Annotated in this window: 13 protein-coding genes, 1 tRNA gene and 2 pseudogenes; 6 read left to right on the top strand and 10 right to left on the bottom strand. The window is 65.5% G+C overall.

Annotation, left to right across the window (positions count from 1 at the left end):
- Nucleotides 1-49 precede the first annotated feature (49 nt).
- The 3 genes and pseudogenes from VHC04_RS01455 to VHC04_RS01445 form a co-directional block, all read right to left on the bottom strand.
- Nucleotides 50-1,408 (bottom strand): tyrosine-type recombinase/integrase, encoded by a 1,359-nt coding sequence (locus VHC04_RS01455; protein ID WP_325677189.1) that lies wholly within the window; start codon nucleotides 1,406-1,408, stop codon nucleotides 50-52.
- Between the two features lie 603 nt (nucleotides 1,409-2,011).
- Nucleotides 2,012-2,170 (bottom strand): hypothetical protein, encoded by a 159-nt coding sequence (locus VHC04_RS01450; RefSeq protein ID WP_325677187.1) that lies wholly within the window; start codon nucleotides 2,168-2,170, stop codon nucleotides 2,012-2,014.
- Nucleotides 2,171-2,641: 471 nt separating this feature from the next.
- Nucleotides 2,642-3,421, bottom strand: a pseudogene (locus tag VHC04_RS01445) (Hint domain-containing protein); the annotation flags it as partial.
- A gap of 14 nt (nucleotides 3,422-3,435) precedes the next feature.
- Here VHC04_RS01445 and VHC04_RS01440 point away from each other — a divergent pair.
- On the top strand, nucleotides 3,436-4,287 hold the full coding sequence (locus VHC04_RS01440) for a helix-turn-helix transcriptional regulator (RefSeq protein WP_325677185.1): 852 nt from the start codon (nucleotides 3,436-3,438) through the stop codon (nucleotides 4,285-4,287).
- A 39-nt stretch (nucleotides 4,288-4,326) separates the two neighbouring features.
- On the opposite strand, the pseudogene VHC04_RS01435 reads toward VHC04_RS01440, so the two are convergent.
- Nucleotides 4,327-4,710: pseudogene (locus VHC04_RS01435) on the bottom strand (transposase); the annotation flags it as partial.
- A gap of 57 nt (nucleotides 4,711-4,767) precedes the next feature.
- Here VHC04_RS01435 and VHC04_RS01430 point away from each other — a divergent pair.
- Nucleotides 4,768-4,875, top strand: a complete 108-nt coding sequence (locus VHC04_RS01430) for a hypothetical protein (protein ID WP_325677183.1) — start codon at nucleotides 4,768-4,770, stop codon at nucleotides 4,873-4,875.
- A 157-nt stretch (nucleotides 4,876-5,032) separates the two neighbouring features.
- Here the strand turns inward: VHC04_RS01430 and VHC04_RS01425 are convergent, their stop codons facing one another.
- Nucleotides 5,033-6,379, bottom strand: coding sequence for an amidase (locus tag VHC04_RS01425; RefSeq protein ID WP_325677181.1), 1,347 nt, complete (start codon nucleotides 6,377-6,379; stop codon nucleotides 5,033-5,035).
- A 43-nt stretch (nucleotides 6,380-6,422) separates the two neighbouring features.
- On the opposite strand from VHC04_RS01425, the gene VHC04_RS01420 reads away from it, so the two are divergent.
- The 3 genes from VHC04_RS01420 to VHC04_RS01410 are packed head-to-tail and all read left to right on the top strand — an operon-like array spanning nucleotide 6,423 to nucleotide 8,936.
- A complete protein-coding gene (locus VHC04_RS01420) occupies nucleotides 6,423-7,262 on the top strand; it encodes an NAD-dependent epimerase/dehydratase family protein (RefSeq protein ID WP_325677179.1) in 840 nt (279 codons plus the stop codon).
- Nucleotides 7,255-7,926: a glutathione S-transferase gene (locus tag VHC04_RS01415; protein WP_325677177.1), complete on the top strand. Its 672-nt coding sequence runs from the start codon at nucleotides 7,255-7,257 to the stop codon at nucleotides 7,924-7,926. The genes VHC04_RS01420 and VHC04_RS01415 overlap by 8 nt, the downstream gene beginning before the upstream one ends.
- Before the next feature lie 59 nt (nucleotides 7,927-7,985).
- Complete coding sequence (locus VHC04_RS01410) at nucleotides 7,986-8,936, top strand: glycosyltransferase family A protein (protein ID WP_325677175.1); 951 nt, start codon at nucleotides 7,986-7,988, stop codon at nucleotides 8,934-8,936.
- Nucleotides 8,937-9,120: 184 nt separating this feature from the next.
- Here the strand turns inward: VHC04_RS01410 and VHC04_RS01405 are convergent.
- From VHC04_RS01405 to dapB, 4 genes are all read right to left on the bottom strand, one after another.
- Nucleotides 9,121-9,196, bottom strand: a tRNA-Ala gene (locus VHC04_RS01405).
- 85 nt (nucleotides 9,197-9,281) lie between these two features.
- On the bottom strand, nucleotides 9,282-9,989 hold the full coding sequence (gene trmB, locus VHC04_RS01400) for a tRNA (guanine(46)-N(7))-methyltransferase TrmB (RefSeq protein WP_325677173.1): 708 nt from the start codon (nucleotides 9,987-9,989) through the stop codon (nucleotides 9,282-9,284).
- A 6-nt stretch (nucleotides 9,990-9,995) separates the two neighbouring features.
- Nucleotides 9,996-11,183 (bottom strand): methionine adenosyltransferase, encoded by a 1,188-nt coding sequence (gene metK, locus VHC04_RS01395; protein ID WP_325677171.1) that lies wholly within the window; start codon nucleotides 11,181-11,183, stop codon nucleotides 9,996-9,998.
- Nucleotides 11,184-11,313: 130 nt separating this feature from the next.
- A complete protein-coding gene (gene dapB, locus VHC04_RS01390; RefSeq protein ID WP_325677169.1) occupies nucleotides 11,314-12,078 on the bottom strand; it encodes a 4-hydroxy-tetrahydrodipicolinate reductase in 765 nt (254 codons plus the stop codon).
- A gap of 261 nt (nucleotides 12,079-12,339) precedes the next feature.
- Here dapB and VHC04_RS01385 point away from each other — a divergent pair, with 261 nt between their 5' ends.
- On the top strand, nucleotides 12,340-13,716 hold the full coding sequence (locus VHC04_RS01385) for a hypothetical protein (protein ID WP_325677167.1): 1,377 nt from the start codon (nucleotides 12,340-12,342) through the stop codon (nucleotides 13,714-13,716).
- Here VHC04_RS01385 and VHC04_RS01380 read toward each other — a convergent pair.
- Nucleotides 13,694-14,971 (bottom strand): MFS transporter, encoded by a 1,278-nt coding sequence (locus VHC04_RS01380; RefSeq protein ID WP_325677165.1) that lies wholly within the window; start codon nucleotides 14,969-14,971, stop codon nucleotides 13,694-13,696. The genes VHC04_RS01385 and VHC04_RS01380 overlap by 23 nt on opposite strands.
- Nucleotides 14,972-15,823 lie beyond the last annotated feature (852 nt).

The following is a 15,823-nucleotide window of genomic DNA, read 5'->3' as shown; positions in this document are numbered from 1 at the left end:
CCAATAAATCCGTTTTACAGGCGATGGTCCCGCCTCACGTAGCTTCGCATCAGGCTGCTAGGCGCTGTTCCTCGTCGTCCTCCCGATCTTCGTCGCCGGCTGCTTTGCGAAGGAAGCGAGCCAAGGCGGTTTTTCGGGAAACACGATCGAGTGCGTATGCGGTCTGCTTGAATTCTTTCCCGTCAAGAAGGCCCTGAATATAGCCGGCGATTGTATCTGCGGCCATAATCAGAGCCGTATCAAGCGAGTGGATGTATTTACTGGTGACGGAGCCCTTGGCGTGGCCGACCAGCGCCGCGATCGTAACCTCCGTGAACCCGAGATCGTTGGCGACGCTCGCAAAGCTATGTCGCAAGACGTGGGGCGTGACGTCCGAGAGCGGCGAGCTCTTGAAGATCTGCTCCCAATGGTTCGGGAAACTGCCGAACGCATTGTCGTCGCCGTAGCCAGGGAAGACATATGAGCCAGAGGCTGTCTTCCGACGTGCTTCGAGGAACTCGACAACGGGGAGGCCGACAGGACGGACCGACGTTCCCTCTTTGCTGTCGATCAGCCGTAGGCAGCTCCCATCAGTATCCGCTTCGATCCACATCAGGCCGATCATCTCGCTACGCCGGCAGCCGGTCAGTGCGATCTGACGAATGATCTTGACCGTAGTCGCGTACTTCTCTTCCTTCTCGGCGGTGCGCAGCATCTCGCCCAGCGTCCGGTACTCCGCTTCGGTGAGCCGGCGGGTGCGGACGTTGTCCTTCGGCTTCCGCAGGCCATGGGCAGGATTGATCGATATGATACCGGCCTCGACGGCGTAGGTGAGAATGCCGCCAAGGAGCCCAACCGTGCGTGTCGCCGTTCCGGCACCGCCGCGGACGATGGCCTTGCCACGCAGCTTCTTTGTCTTGACCGACACTCGCGTCTTGCCGGCCATGATGTCCTTCAGGACTTTATTGATGTCGGCCTTGGTTAGGTCCTTCACGCGGCGCGTGCCCAGCAGCGGGATGATGTGCCGCTCGATGCGTCCGGTGTCCGTAACGACGGTTGTCGGCTTCTTCGGCCGCCCGCCTTTGCCAAGGATGAGGCCCGCGTTCAGGTCGTTGATGTAAAGCGTGCAGAGCTCCTTGACGGTGATCGCCTTGTGATCGAGCTGGCGTTCCTCCGCAGGGTTGTCGCCCTGGGCAACACGGCCCAACTGAACCTTCGCCTCTTGTCGCGCACTCTCGGCGGTCCAGACGCCATGCAAGCCGATGGTGTAGCGGCGCGAGCGCCCCGATGCCCGGTATTGAAGGACATAGCTGCGCTTGCCGGAAGCGAAGACGCGCAGCCCAAAACCTGGTAGCTCATCATCCCAGATGACGTAGTCTTTCTCGCGAGGCTCGGCAGCGTCGACGAGGCGCTTTGTGAGCTTAGCCATGGGAACCCTCCCGTCCAAACTCCAATTCTCGCGTAAGCACCACGTAAGCAGCCGGACGCAAGTCGGAGAGTGTCCGAGAGTACGCCGGACGAGGCACAATTTCAATTTTCTTAGCGATTACAGCAAGATAGCGCATAGGAGCGAAGTCAATCGAAAAGCATCGAAGGGCAGGTTAAATTGCTCCGAAGGCGAAGGTCGTGCGTTCGAGTCGCGCCGGGTCCGCCAAATTTTCTCAAAGAATTCAAATTTCTAGAGAGCTCGGGCACCCCTGCCTGAATACGGTGGCTCGCGTCGGAAGCTCATGCCCGCAACCCTATCACGGTTGCCGAATACATTACCCACCGCCTCATTTGACGTGCCGTCATGTGAATTCTGCTGGCGGATGGCACAAGGAGCCACAGGTATGACAGCAACGGCGACATTGACTGGGTCGCCGCTTGTAGCGGCCACTGGTCAGCACCTCGGAAGCCGCACGGGTGGCCAGGCATCCTGGCCGACATATCGGCAGAAATCGGCCCGAACGCCCGGTCCCGTCGAATGCGCTCGTAAATGCCATCCATCAGAGCCTTGATCGTCGTAACCGTGACCTCGTCATGGGACGCGTCAAAGGAAGATGACCACGGCGCCGATCACGATCACGGCATTCCAGAACAGCATGTCGATCAAGGTCCGGATCATCGCCCGGTCGTCAGATTCTGTTGCGCCAAGAAGGTCGGCGACCAGGTTTCCGGGAAGAAAGAAGACTTTCAAGGCGAGCTTCATGGCTGCACCTAAGATGTATCACGAATGCAGCTTAGGCCTACCGCGGCCGAAAAGCAATATTAAAAATATACCTTTTATGGTCGGACAATTTACCTAGGCGCTTTCCCGAAGCGGCTGCCTCCGTGTTCGTCCGTGATGGCAGTGCCGCTTCACGCGGCGCGGCACCACATAGACGAGGTCTCGGGCCGCGGCAGGTCGCTGTGCGCGCATGTGACCGCGCCGGGCACTGGGTCGCGCAGAGCGAGGGTGGGCAGCACGGCACTTCCGGGAGTGGAAGTCACGATTGTCTTCATTGCTCCCAAAGGGCCGATGAGATTGGCTCAATTCAGCGCATGGCCGGACGATTTAAACCCGCGCATTCGCCGCTCTCGACGCGTGCACTACATTGGCCGCGTAGGTAGATCCGACCTGATAGCCAGTGTCGGGCTGGTAGCTTGAGCTACACTGAGCGATGCTGGCATGCTGAGATTCTCAAGCCGCCGCATCACGGGCCGGTTCGGCGAGGTAACTCGTACTGCCCTGGCAGCGAATGACGAGTTCTGCGCCGCCGCTGAAATCGCCGAATGCGCCAACCGGCAGCATTGCGGCGCCGTTGGTCCAGCGGTGCCCACATTCCGGTTCGAAGCCGTGGAAGCCTTCGATAAGCCGTGGATCGTCAGCCTCGATGACGGTCAGGTGCCGTCCTCTCCAAAGCTCAATCCGCCGCACCGCGACCCCGAGATTCCTCGGATCGCGCGTCAGTCCCAATTCCGCCGGTGCCGCCGGTGCCGCCGCACGCGAGCACAGCAGTACCATTGTCGCCTCTTGCGGCAGCCGGAATACCGTCCGATCTCCGGCGCGCGCCCCGTTCACGCGGATTCCGTCGACCAGCAGATGCAGATCGGGATCGTCCGTCAGGGGCAATCTTGGGCGTGGATCGGCTCTGTCGAGCAGGCGCCGCCAGACGGCGTCGACAACGGGGCCTCCCGTCAGCACTGGCAAGCAGGGCGGCTTAGACGGTAGATGCCATCCTGAGTTGGCGTTCTGGAACAGCCAGCGGTTGCCGTCGTCGCGATAGCTTTCCGCGGGCGCGCCGTTGGCGAGCAGGACATCATGGGTGTCGAGCTCGACGTGATAAAGCTCGACCTCCTGAGCGCGGTCGTCCCAAAGAATCGTCCTGTGGTTTACAAGGAATTCGATCGGAATCAGCACGCCGTCGAACAGGAAAGCGTGTCCTTTGGTCACGCGCAGATCGCGGTTCGGCACGTTATCCGCGAAGGCGCCCCATGATGGCGTTCGAGGAGATCAGGAAGAGCGAAATATTCAACGATTTCTACCGGCCCATGGGCCTCGGTTACGGCGCCGCCGTCCTGCCGTTCAACGGAGCCGCCCGCCATGGCGTCCTGAGCGCCCATCGAGGCCTCCGGGCGGAGAACTTCTCCGCCGCCGCCGTCACCCTGCTTCGGCAGGTCTCCCCGCATGTGCGCCGCGCGCTGCAACTTCAGCGCCAGATCGCCAGGGCCAACGCCGTCGCCGGCGGCCTCTCCGTAGCGCTCGACCATTTCCGGATGGCCGTGATCCTGTTGGACAGGCAAGGCATCGTCATTGAGTTCAATGCGGCCGCCAAGGCCCTGCTCGACACGCCGGGCTGCCCGCTGCGGCTGGTCGCCGGCAGGCTGACCGCGGTGACGTCGACGAACGCCGCGGACCTCTCGCGCGCAATCGCCGGGGTCCGGACACGATCTGCTGAGGTGGCGCCCCCGGCGGTCCTGCGGCTGCCGAAGCCATCGGGTGGCGTCATCGGCATCCTGGTGACACCAGCCCGCGGCGCGATCGGCGTCGCGTATTCCTCGGACGGAATGGTTCTGCTGTTCATCTCGGATCCCGGACAGGCCCAGCCCTCAGCGCCCGACTGGCTGATGGGCCAGTTCGGGCTGTCGCGCACCGAGGCTGATGTGGCCGTCCGCCTGTTCGACGGCGGCCGTATCGAGGACATCGCCGACGCGCGCCGGGTCAGCCAGGAAACGGTTCGCGTGCAGGTCAAGCACGTGCTGGCGAAGACCGACACGCGCAGCCAGGGGCAACTGATCGGCCTGCTGTCACGAAGCCTGGGCGCGCTGCGCGGCTCACGCCGTTGACTGGCGCCATCGCAACGACGACGTAGCATCAACACAGCAGAAGCCGCTGTCAGCGCGCCGGATGATCCGTGTCCTCGGCCAGCGGGCGCGGATCTGGTCGGTGAGGCGGATCACCTCCTCCAGCGCGCCGGCACAAGCATCGAGATTGGCCGGACGCAGCTTGGCGGCCAGCAGGTGGCGCCCGCAGAAGATGTAAAGCGGCAGATAGCAGTAGCGATCGTAATAGCCGTGGAAGAAGCGGCCCCCTTGATGTCCGTGCAGCGGATCATCGGTGGCGTCGAGGTCGAGGCTGATCTGCTCCGGCGGTTCGTCATAGGCATCCAGGAAAAGATCGACGAACAGCGCTTCGATCGCTGCGGTATCGGCGGCGATCTTGGCATGGCGATCTTGGCATGGCGCGTTGGCTCGGCCTTGCTCAGTTCGTTCCGCCATGCCGAGCAGGCTCGGTTTCACTGTCGGTTCAAGTGGGAAGCGGGATCGGTGGCATTCTGGGACAACAGCGCAACGGCGCGGCAGGCGATGTGGGACTACGACCCGCAGAAGCGGTTCGGCTACCGGGTGACGGTGTGCGGGGACCGGCCGGTCTGATCGGGCGTTCGACCTCGGTGTACAGGATGCCGCAGCGACAATCCGAAAAACCACAGGGTTCTGCCGGGACTTTCGCATTGCCGCGGCGTGGCAGGCCAGCCGGCGCCCGCCATGACCGGATCGCACTGAAAACCGCCTGCCCGCGGCACGGCGGTCGTCACGCGACCCTGACCGTCGCCTCCACCGCCGCGGCGATGGCGAACAGGCGCGAATCTCCCATCGTGTCGCCGACCAGCATCAGCCCGACCGGCGCCTCGCCCGGCCGGTGACAGGGGACCGAAATCGAGCACCGGTCGAAGAAATTCCCCAATGCCGTGTTGCGCAGGATCAGCATGTTGATGCTGTTATAGTGGCGCTCATCGTCCAGTTCCGCAATGGTCGGCGCAATGATTGGCACGGTCGGCATCAGCACCGCGTCATATGGTGCCGTTTCGGCATCGAACGCGGCGATCAGGCGCCGGCGGGCATGCACCAGGTCGACATAGTCGGCCGCGCTCATGTGCTCGCCACGCGCGATGCGGATGCGGATGCGCGGGTCATACTGTCCCCCCTGCGTGGCCAGCAGGCGGCGATGCCAGGCATAGGCCTCGGACGCCGCGAAGCCACCCCTGGCGTTGACCGAGGGCACCTCATCGAATGCCGCGAACCGCACATGGTCGATTCTGGCGCCGGCGGCGGACAAGCGGGACAAGGCGCGATCGAAGCCGGCAGTGACGGTTGCGTCCATACCCTCCAGCACCACCGTCGACGGCACCGCGAGACGCGCGCCGCTGAGCGTCGCCGGAACGACGGATACCGGCACGTCGGCGCCCGCCAGCAGCGAGTCGATCGCCGCGCAGCAGGCAACGGTCGGCGCCAGCGGTCCGACCGAATCAAGCGACGGCGCCAGCGGCAGCACTCCGTCGATCGGAATCCGCCGCGCGGTGGGCTTGTAGCCGACCACACCGCAGAATGCCGCCGGAATGCGGCAGGATCCGCCGGTATCGGTGCCCAGCCCGGCCGCCGCCATTCCGTCCGCCACCGCCACCGCGGTGCCCGAGGAGCTGCCGCCGGGAATCCGCCCGGATGCCCTGTCCCAAGGGCTGGTCGGGGTGCCGTAATGCGGGTTGATGCCCAGGCCGGAAAAGGCGAACTCGGTCATGTTCACCCGGCCCATGGAAATGAAGCCGGCCCGTAGCATGCGCGCGACGACCGGCGCGTCGGATTTGGCGTCCGGGGCGTTAGCCAGGACGCGGGATCCGGCCGGGGTCGGCTCGCCCGCGATGTCGAACAGGTCTTTCAGCACGATCGGAATACCGGCATAGCGGCTGGGTGCGCGTCCGGCCTTGCGCAGCACGTCCATGGCATCCGCCGCGGCGCGGGCCGGCTCCGCGTGGACCTTGATGAAGGTCCGGGCGCCCTCGCCAGACGGATCGGCGATGCGCGCCAGGCTGTCCTCCACCAATGCCCGGCTGGTGACATGGCCGCTATCCAGGGCCTGGGAGAGTTCATCGATTCCGCGCATGATGTTTCCGATTCGACAGGCAATCCGATGGGAGAAGCATGCCATGACTGACACACCAGCCAAACCGGTCCTGGTGACGGGAGCCTCCGGTGCCCTTGGCCGGGCGCTGAGCGCGGCTTTGGGCACGCTGGGCTGGCGGATGGTCCTGACGGATATCAAGCCGTTCCCCGACGAGGTCCCCACTGGCAGCCGTTTCGTCCAGGCCGACCTGGAAGACGGAGTGACCATTCTGCGCCTGGCGGAAGGCTGCGGCGCCATCATCCATCTGGGCGGCGTGTCGGTGGAGCGGCCGTTCGAGGAGGTTATCGGCCCCAACATCCGCGGCCTGTATCACATCTACGAGGCCGCTCGGCGGGAAGCGGCGCGGGTGATCTTCGCCTCATCGAACCACTCGGTCGGCTTCCATGAACGTGACATCAGCACCCCGGCCGAAACCCAGTTTCTGCCGGACGGCTATTACGGTCTGTCGAAGGCGTATGGCGAGCTGATGGGCCGGATGTACTGGTTCAAGCATGGGGTGGAGAGCGTCAATGTCCGCATCGGCTCCGCCCGAGAGGAACCGGTCGATGCCCGCATGCTGGCGAGCTGGCTGTCGCTGCCGGATTTCATCCGCATGATGGAGCGCGCGGTGCTGGCACCGAAGGTTGGCCACATCGTGATCTGGGGTGCCTCCGCCAACACGCGCATGACGTGGTGGCGCGACGATGCGCGGGCGGTGATCGGTTGGACCCCGTTGGACAGCGCCGATCCCTTCGCCGGACAACTAGCCGGCAAGGTCAGCGGCGATCCGGTGCAGGAGCGGTTCGTCGGTGGCGGCTACTGCGCGATCGACTACACGCGGGCGGATCAGGCTCCGGTGTGGAACGGAGGCGGGCGTGGCTGACGGCACGCTGTATATCGGCCAGCGACGCTATTCCTCCTGGTCGCTGCGTGGCTGGCTGCCGGTGAAGCTCGCCAATCTCGATGTCGAGGTGACGGTGCTGCGGTTCACCCGCCCCGGCCCGACCAAGGTAATCCAGGAGACCTCGCCCAACCGTCTGGTGCCGTATCTGGAACATCGGGGCGCCCGCGTCTGGGAGTCTCTGGCGATCTGCGAATATTGCGCGGAGTTCGGCGGCGGGCTGTGGCCGGAGGATCGCGTTGCGCGCGCCCATGCGCGGGCGATCGCGTCGGAAATGCATGCGGGCTTCCGCGCCTTGCGGAGCGCGATGTGGATGAACCTGGGCCGGGACTTCTCCGGCCTGGGACGCACACCAGAGGCGCTGGAGGACATCGCGCGGATCGAGGCTCTGTGGGCCGATACCAGGGCGCGCTTTGGCGCCGGCGGTCCGTACCTGTTCGGCGCGACCTTCGGCATGGCGGATGTGATGTTTGCCCCGGTGGTGGCCCGGTTCCTGGGCTGGAAGCCGGTATTGACGGCCGAAACCCAGGCCTATTGCGCCGCCGTCCGCGCGCATCCGCTGGTCGAGGACTGGTATCGCGACGCGGCCGCGGAACCGGCGGACTGGCTGGTGGCCGAATACGAGGCGGCACCGCATTCCGCGTGAAGTGACGCCGCGACCTGTGCCATATACGCGCCGTTTTGGAACACAGGGGGCGTGCAGGCATGTGGGACTGGAACGTGGCCGTGTTCTGCCGCAATGAGCAGGCCGCGATCGCGCGCTGCATCGGCGGTATCGCTGACGCGATCGGCGGCCGGCGCGTCCTGATCACGTTGATCGTCAACGGTTCGACCGATGACAGCGCCGTGGTGGCCTTGCAGGCCGCCGAGCGGCGGGGGGTCGCGTTGGCTGTCTATACGATCGGTTTCGGCGACAAGGCCAACGCCATCAACCGCTTCTTCTACGACTTGCGTGAGCCGGCTCGGTATTATTTCTTCATCGACGCCTACGCGAAGATCAGCCCGACCGCGCTGGCGGCGCTGGAGACCTGCCTGGCCACCCGGCCGGATATCGTCGCGGCCACAGGCGTGGCGGCGAACGGCCGCACCATGGCCCGCAACACGCGGCCCACCTTGTCCTGGGGCGGCCACCTGCATGGCCAGCTGCACGCATTGCGGGCGGATTTCCTGGACCGGTTCACTGCGCGGAAGCTGCGCATCCCGATCGGGCTGTACTACGGGGATGGGTTGATCGGGTCGATGGCGATGCATGACCTGGATCCGATCAACGTCGAATGGAAGACACAGCGCATCGGCGGCAGCTCTGACGCGACGTACGAGATTCCGGAGCTGTCGCCCTTCCGCTGGAGCGACATCAAGCGCCAGTTCCACCGCAAGATCCGCCAGCAGCGTGGCCGGCTGGAGAACCTGGCAATCCGCAGCATCGTCTATACGAAGAACTACGAGGGGCTGCCGGAATACGCCGACACGATGATTACCAGCTATCTGGATCATTTCGGCCGTCCGAAAGTATCGGCCCTGGACCGTTACTTCCAGTCGCTGGCACTGCGCCAGGTACGCTTCGCCCAACGGCCGGAACCGGCGTCGATGCGGCCCGTGCTGCTGTGCCGGCTCAATCCGGTGCCCACCGCGGCTCCGCAATTGCAGACGGTGTAGACCCGGCCTGGACCGCGATTGCCAGCGCTGCAGCCATCGGGTCTGGCGAGCCGCGCGGGATGTCGTTGAAAAGTGCCTTTCGATGCGCCGCATCCGATCACGATACGTCCCGCCTCACGGGCGGTGGTCAGGTCATCAAGGCTGGAGTGGCAACCGGTTCAGGATATGACCATCGCAAAACCGATGGTGGAGCCGAGGGGAATCGAACCCCTGACCTCCTGAATGCCATTCAGGCGCTCTCCCAACTGAGCTACGGCCCCGAACCGGTGAGGCGCGGGTATAGCCACCCGACCCGGTGGGTGCAAGGGTGGATCAGGCGGGAATGTGAAAGAATATCTGGTCCGGTCAGACGCGGATGAAGGACCAGTACAACGGCTGACGACCGGCTCGCAGCGCCTTGGCCTCATAGCGGGTCGGTGGCCAGCCCTCGGGCCGCTTCGTGGCCGGAGGACCACCGCGAAACAGCGTTTGTGCCGTCATGACGTCGTGCACCCATACCTGATAGGTCGGATCGTCGGAGGCGATTCGCCACTCGGCGCCTGCTTTCATGACACGGGCCAGCAGCGGCAGTTGCGCCGGATGGACGAACCGGCGCTTGGCGTGCCGGGTCTTCGGCCAGGGATCAGGGAACAGCAGGAACAGCTTGTCCAGGCAGGCGTCGGGCAGGTCGCGCAGCAGCGTCCTGGCGTCGTCGGTCCAGACGCGCAGATTGGGCGGCAAGGCCGCCGTAGTCTCCTGTCCCTCCGGGACCAGGGCGGACAGCAGGGAACAGATGCCGTTCTCGAACACCTCACAGGCGATCAGCGTCGCGTCGATATGCGCACGCGCCTGGGCTATGGCGTGCTCGCCACCACCGAAGCCGATCTCGACCCACAAGGGCGAGGGCAGGGGTCTGTCCCGATAGGCATTGGGACGGAATTCCAGCCGAGGCAGCGTCACGTTCAGCAGGATTTCCTGCCGTGGCCGCAGCTTATGGCCACGGCTGCGGCCATACAGCCGGTCCGGCGGAGGTTTCACGCGAATCGCGGGCGCCGCGTCGTCCTCCGCCGTCATCGGTAGTTAGCGCCTGAAGGCGGACTTCAGCGCCGGCACCAGGTCGGTCTTCTCCCACGTGAAGGTGCCCTTGCCTTCATCCGGCTCGCGGCCGAAATGGCCATAGGCCGAGGTGGGAGAATAGATCGGCCGGTTCATCTTCAGGTGCTCGCGGATGCCACGCGGCGACAGGTTCATAACCTCGCGCAGCACCTTCTCCAGCTTCGCTTCGTCGACGTCCTTGCCGGTGCCGTGCAGGTCCACATAGACCGATAGCGGGCGGGACACGCCGATGGCGTAGCTGATCTGCAGGGTACAGCGGTCTGCCAGGCCCGAGGCGACGACGTTCTTTGCAAGGTAACGGCAGGCATAGGCGGCGGAGCGGTCGACCTTCGTGGGATCCTTGCCGCTGAAGGCGCCGCCGCCATGCGGGGCCGCGCCGCCATAGGTGTCGACGATGATCTTACGGCCGGTCAGGCCGCAATCGCCATCGGGGCCGCCGATCACGAACTGGCCGGTCGGGTTCACGTGGAACTCGGCCTCGGGACACATCCAGCCCTTCGGCAGGGTGGTCTCCACCAGCGGCCACAGCAGGCGCTTGATCTCGGCCTGCTCCATCCCAGCCTCGTGCTGGGTGGACACGACGACCGAGGTTGCCTGCACCGGCCTGCCGTCGACATAGCGTAGCGTCACCTGGCTCTTGGCGTCCGGCAGCAGACCCTTCACCGACCGGTCGCCGGCCTTTCGCAGGTCCCGGATCGTGCGCAGGATTTCATGCGCGTAGTACAGCGGGGCCGGCATCAGCGTTTCGGTCTCGCGGCAGGCATAGCCGAACATGATGCCCTGGTCGCCGGCGCCTTCATCCTTGTTGCCGGCGCTGTCGACGCCCTGGGCGATGTCGCTGGACTGGCTGTGCAGGTGGCAGGCGACATCGGCATTCTGCCAGTGGAAGCCGTCCTGCTCATAGCCGATGTCGCGGATCGCCATGCGCGTCAGATGGATCAGCTGGTCCGCCGTCACCGTCTCCGGCCCGCGGGTCTCCCCGGCCAGCACCACGCGGTTGGTGGTCACCAGCGTCTCGCAGGCGACGCGGGCGTAGGGGTCGGCGGCCAGGAATGCGTCCAGCACGGTGTCGCTGATCCGGTCCGCCACCTTGTCCGGATGGCCTTCGGACACCGACTCCGAGGTAAAGAGATACTCACCCGTGTCGCGCATACGGCTCACTCACCTTTGGGGGATGGGTTACGACCGCCAGGACGGCGGCCGCCGGCAGGATGCCAAGTGCGCGCTGTGTGGCGGAAAGCGCCTGCACGGTCAAGGCGAACGGCCCGTTTCCGCCGATGCTTCAGCCCATGCCCAGAACATCCATCATCGAATAAAGTCGGGCGGGTTTGCCGATCGACCATTGCGCGGCGCGCACTGCGCCGGTGGCGAAGCTGCGGCGGTCGAAGGCACGGTGGGTCAGGGCGATGTGCTCCGTCCCCGAGGCGAAGATCAGCGTGTGCTCGCCCACCACCTGACCACCGCGCAGGGCGGCGAAGCCGATGGCGCCGGTCCGGCGCGGGCCGGTATGGCCGTCGCGGCCGCTTTCCATTACCTCCTCCAGCCGCACGCCCCGTCCGGCCGCCACCGCCCGGCCCATGCCGATGGCGGTGCCCGAGGGCGCATCCACCTTCTGGCGGTGGTGCATCTCCACGATCTCGGCATCATAGGCATCCGCCGGCAGCGCGGCGCCCATCTGCCGGGCGAGAGCCAGCACCAGGTTCACCCCGGCCGAGAAATTGGACGCATAGATCACCGGGATGGCGCGGGCAGCCGCTTCCACTGCCGCCTCATCCGCCGCCGACAGGCCGGAGCTACCCAGGACCCAGGGTTTTCCGGACGCCGCCATGGCGGCGGCGGTGGCCTGGGCGGTCGCGGCGTTGGTGAAGTCGATCACCACGTCCGATGCGGCAGCCAGCGCGGTGATATCCGGAAATATCGGCGCGCCGCCGGGTGTGGCGGACCGGGCGCAGCCACCCGAGAGAATGGCACCGGCGGCCTGCACCTCCTCGACCAACAGGCGGCCCATCCGGCCGGTGATGCCCGCGATGCCTATTCGTGTTGTCACGTTGCCCCCAGTTCAGATAGCTATAGGGCAGCCGGTCGTAGCCGGTCCCGCCGCGCAAGTGGTTGCTTTCGCGTGGGTTTCGCCGATGTCGCCGTGTCGCCGGCCCGCGCCGCGTCATGGTGCCGCGTGCGCTCCCGCCCGTCCAGCCCGGCGATTCCGGCTGGACCAGGCCGCCCGGCCCGAAGGAACGGAGCGCGAGTCATCACCCAACTGCTTTCCTGGCACGGAACCGTGTTGTGCCGCCGGCGTGCGGACAGCGTCGTGGTGCATCGGCCGATCCTGGGGCCGTTCGACGACGTGGACCTGCTGTCCCTGGGGGAGTTGGACCGGGTGCTGCAGGTCAGCCTGCTGAACCTGATGAAGGACGATGTGGACCGCCTGTCGGTGGGCCTGACCGAAGGGCCGATGGGAGGCTGGCATTTCACCCGCTCTCCCGATCACCGCAGCCTGATCCTCTCCCACACCGGCCGCGTCCTGGTCGCTCGGACGCCCGGCGAGGACATGGACCTCGTGCAGGCGGAGATCGATTCGACAGCCTGCTTCCTGCCAGTGACCACGGCCGATTTCCACGCGCTGCGAGAGATCGTGGCGTCCCGCTGGCTGGTGCAGTCGGATGAACCGCCGACCCGTTCGCAGGCGGAGCTGTTGCCGGGCTTCCTGCTTCGGATCGGCGGCCTGACGGTGGACCTGCGTTGGAACATGCCGCTGGACCTGGCGGAGTTCCCGCACCGGCTGACCCTGCTGCGGGATGGCTGGCGGATCGACCGGGTATTCCGGTACCGGCCGCTGGTCGTCTACACCGCGTTCGGGGACCCGCACGTGATGGCGGAGCTGTCGATCAGCCTGCAGTCGCTGACCGGGCCAAGTGGCTATGACGGCGATGTGGCCGTGCTGACGGATTTCGCAACCGAGCAGATGCAGGCGCTGCGGCCGCGCGATATGAAGGGCCATCTTGTCATCATCCGATGCGAGGCCGCCGATGCCGCCGCGCGCGACGCTGCCAGGCTGGCGGTGACCGGCTGGCCGGACGCGTTCAGCTTTCAGCCAGTGCTGTCGGTGGACACGGCGGTGATGTTCGACCGTCCGCTGGGGCCGGTGCTGGAATCGCTGGCGATGGGCGATCGGATCATCGCCCCCGGCATGGGTGAGGCGGCACTGGAATGGGCTGAGGCCTATGGCGGCTCGTTGCTGCTGGACGATGCCTGGGACCCGGCGGATCTGAACGGGTTTTCCGCGTCGGTGCTGGGGATTCCGAACCTGGGCCGGCATGCGCCGACGCTGGAACTGATCGGGCGGATCGTGCGCAACCGAGCCTGCCTGTTCGGGCGGAACGCATTGAGCGCGCCGGTGCAGGCGGTGGCCAACTATGTCTCCTTCCGGCAGGCGCAGTTCGACACCGACACGCTGACAGGCGTGCTGCGCCGGGCGGATGGAGTGGTGGAGGATGAGGACGCGTGCGGCATGGTCCATTTCGGCGACATGCCGCCTGGGGAGGATCGGCTGGCGGCGATGCGGTCCTATCTGTGCGTGCTGGGTGGAATCCTGCCAGGTGATGTGGTGCCGCTGGACGATGTGACGGCCTATTCGAAGAACCCGGTGCTGGATTTCGAGACGATCATGCAGTCGTTGCAACGGTAGCGGGACATACAGGCGCCGGCTGCGGCAGAGTCCGCAGCCTTGGCACCGGCGACGAGACGATCACCATCAGCTGGATCAAGAAGCCGGCGGCAGCGACCGCCAGGCAGGCCGCCACGCCGGCACGCGACGCAAGGGCCGCGCCGATCGCCGCTCCGATCGGGCGGGCGCCGAATGTCGCCGTCATGATGAATGCCGATACGCGTCCGAGCATGGTGACCGGCGTCACCGCCTGCCGAAGCGTGATGGTCGCGATCGTCCAGAGGATCGGTCCGGCTCCGAACAGGAAGAAGCTCAGCCCGGCGAGCAGCGGGGATGCGATCCAGAGTGTCAGGAGCATCACCAAGGCGGCGACGAAGCCGCCGACCGGTCCAAGCAGCACCAGCGTGCCGAACGACACGCACCGGGCGATGGCCGGCGTCGCCAGTGCACCGGCGATCATGCCGGCACCATATATTCCCAGCGTGAGGCCAACCGCCGTGGCGCTCATGCGGAGATTCTGCACCGAATACGCAACGAAAACCGCCTGCAGCACGAACCAGGCCGTGTTGAAGGCGATGGCCGTGAGGAGCACCGGGCGCAGGAGGTCGTGGCGCAGGATGAAAAGCGCGCCTTCCCGCAAGTCACTCATCATGGCACGGCGCTGGTCGATCGCCTGCTCCCGTGAAGGGACCGCGGTGGGAAGCCCGATCAGCGACGTGACGGCCAGAACGGACAAAGCGGTCGCCACGGCATAGGCCATCGGCGCTCCGATCCAGCCGACCAGCGCGCCACCAAGCGCCGGCCCCGCGGCGTAGGCGATGCTGCGCGCCAGTTCCAGCCAGCGATTGGCATCGGCAAGCCGCGCGGTGGGCACCAGGGTTGGCAGAAGCGCTGGGGCGGCGACGCTGTAGCAAACCGTGCCGATGGCGCCCGCGAAGCCCAGTGCCGCCAGCAGCGGCAGCGTAAGTCCGCCACTCAGCAACAGCAGGACGCAGGCGGCGAGCGTCAGAGAACGTAATCCCTCCGATCCCAATATAAGTGCGCGTCGGGAGGTCTTGTCCACGATGAGCCCGGCCGGGATTGACAGCAGTAGGAACGGCATTGTCTGTGCGGTTTGCAGCCAGCCGATATCGGATGGGCTGGCGGCCAGCAGCAGAACGGCGGCAAGCGGGGCCGCCGCAAGGGCCAGTTGTTCCGAGAACTGGGCAAGCAGGTTGGACCAGCCTAGTCGCCTGAACGCGGGCGGCAGGGCGGTACGCGGCGGTCGATGTGTCAATGAAGCCTCCGGGCGGTGCGGGGCTTATTCGGCCGTGGCGCGCCTGTCCGCAGCCATCCGCTTCCTGCCTTTACTCAGCCAGGGCACATGATTGCGACGTGGAGACAGAGCTGATCGCAAGCCTGCCGTCCGAGGCCTGTCATTCAGGAACCCGGTCCGCCACGCGGCGCTTCGGCCGGCGCCGCCGACACAGGCCAGTCGTATATCGTAACAATCGGCCCGGTCGGCCCTGCTTCATCGTTTGGCGGCCGGCTGGCTCGATTAGCTGGCACGCGGCAGGAACATGCCGAGCCGGTGCCTGTGAGGCGACGTGTCCGATCGCAGCAGTCTGAGGCCGATCAGACCGACCCCCAAGGATGGCAACGGAGGATGGCTCCGGTATAGCCGTCGCGATCGTCGTCGCCGAGAACGAAACGTTCGTATCCTCGCCGCCCTCGCTTGAGATGATCAGGGTGCCGAGCGTGCCGCCGTAGCCGGTTTCGGTCGCGTAGCCGAGGGCAATAGATCAACAGCGTATCATATCGGTTGTATAGCCTTTGATACCAGTGATGACGAAAGCTGATCGTCGTTGCATCCAGTGTGGCCTCGTAGATGGTCATCGGCGCGGAGAACGCGGCGAAGTCGAAGCCGCATAATGTTACACATCAGGTGCAACAGGAAGCAAGGATTGCTGCGAAGCTGCCGGTTGCGGTCTGGGTTTCTATGTTGCCTGCCCCGATCGGAAAACTGACGGTTGTGTCTCCGTATAGTTTGTGACACCGTCGATACTGATATGTCCGGTTATCGGTGTCGCGTGTGCTTCCCGGCCCACAGTGAAGGCGGCCAGGACCGTGCATAAGAGCAAAGCTCTTC

Origin of the sequence: Rhodopila sp. (assembly GCF_035548095.1) — a bacterium.
Lineage (GTDB): Bacteria > Pseudomonadota > Alphaproteobacteria > Acetobacterales > Acetobacteraceae > Rhodopila.
The sequence above is the reverse complement of the archived record's forward strand: the minus strand, read 5'-3'. Positions and strand labels throughout refer to the sequence as shown.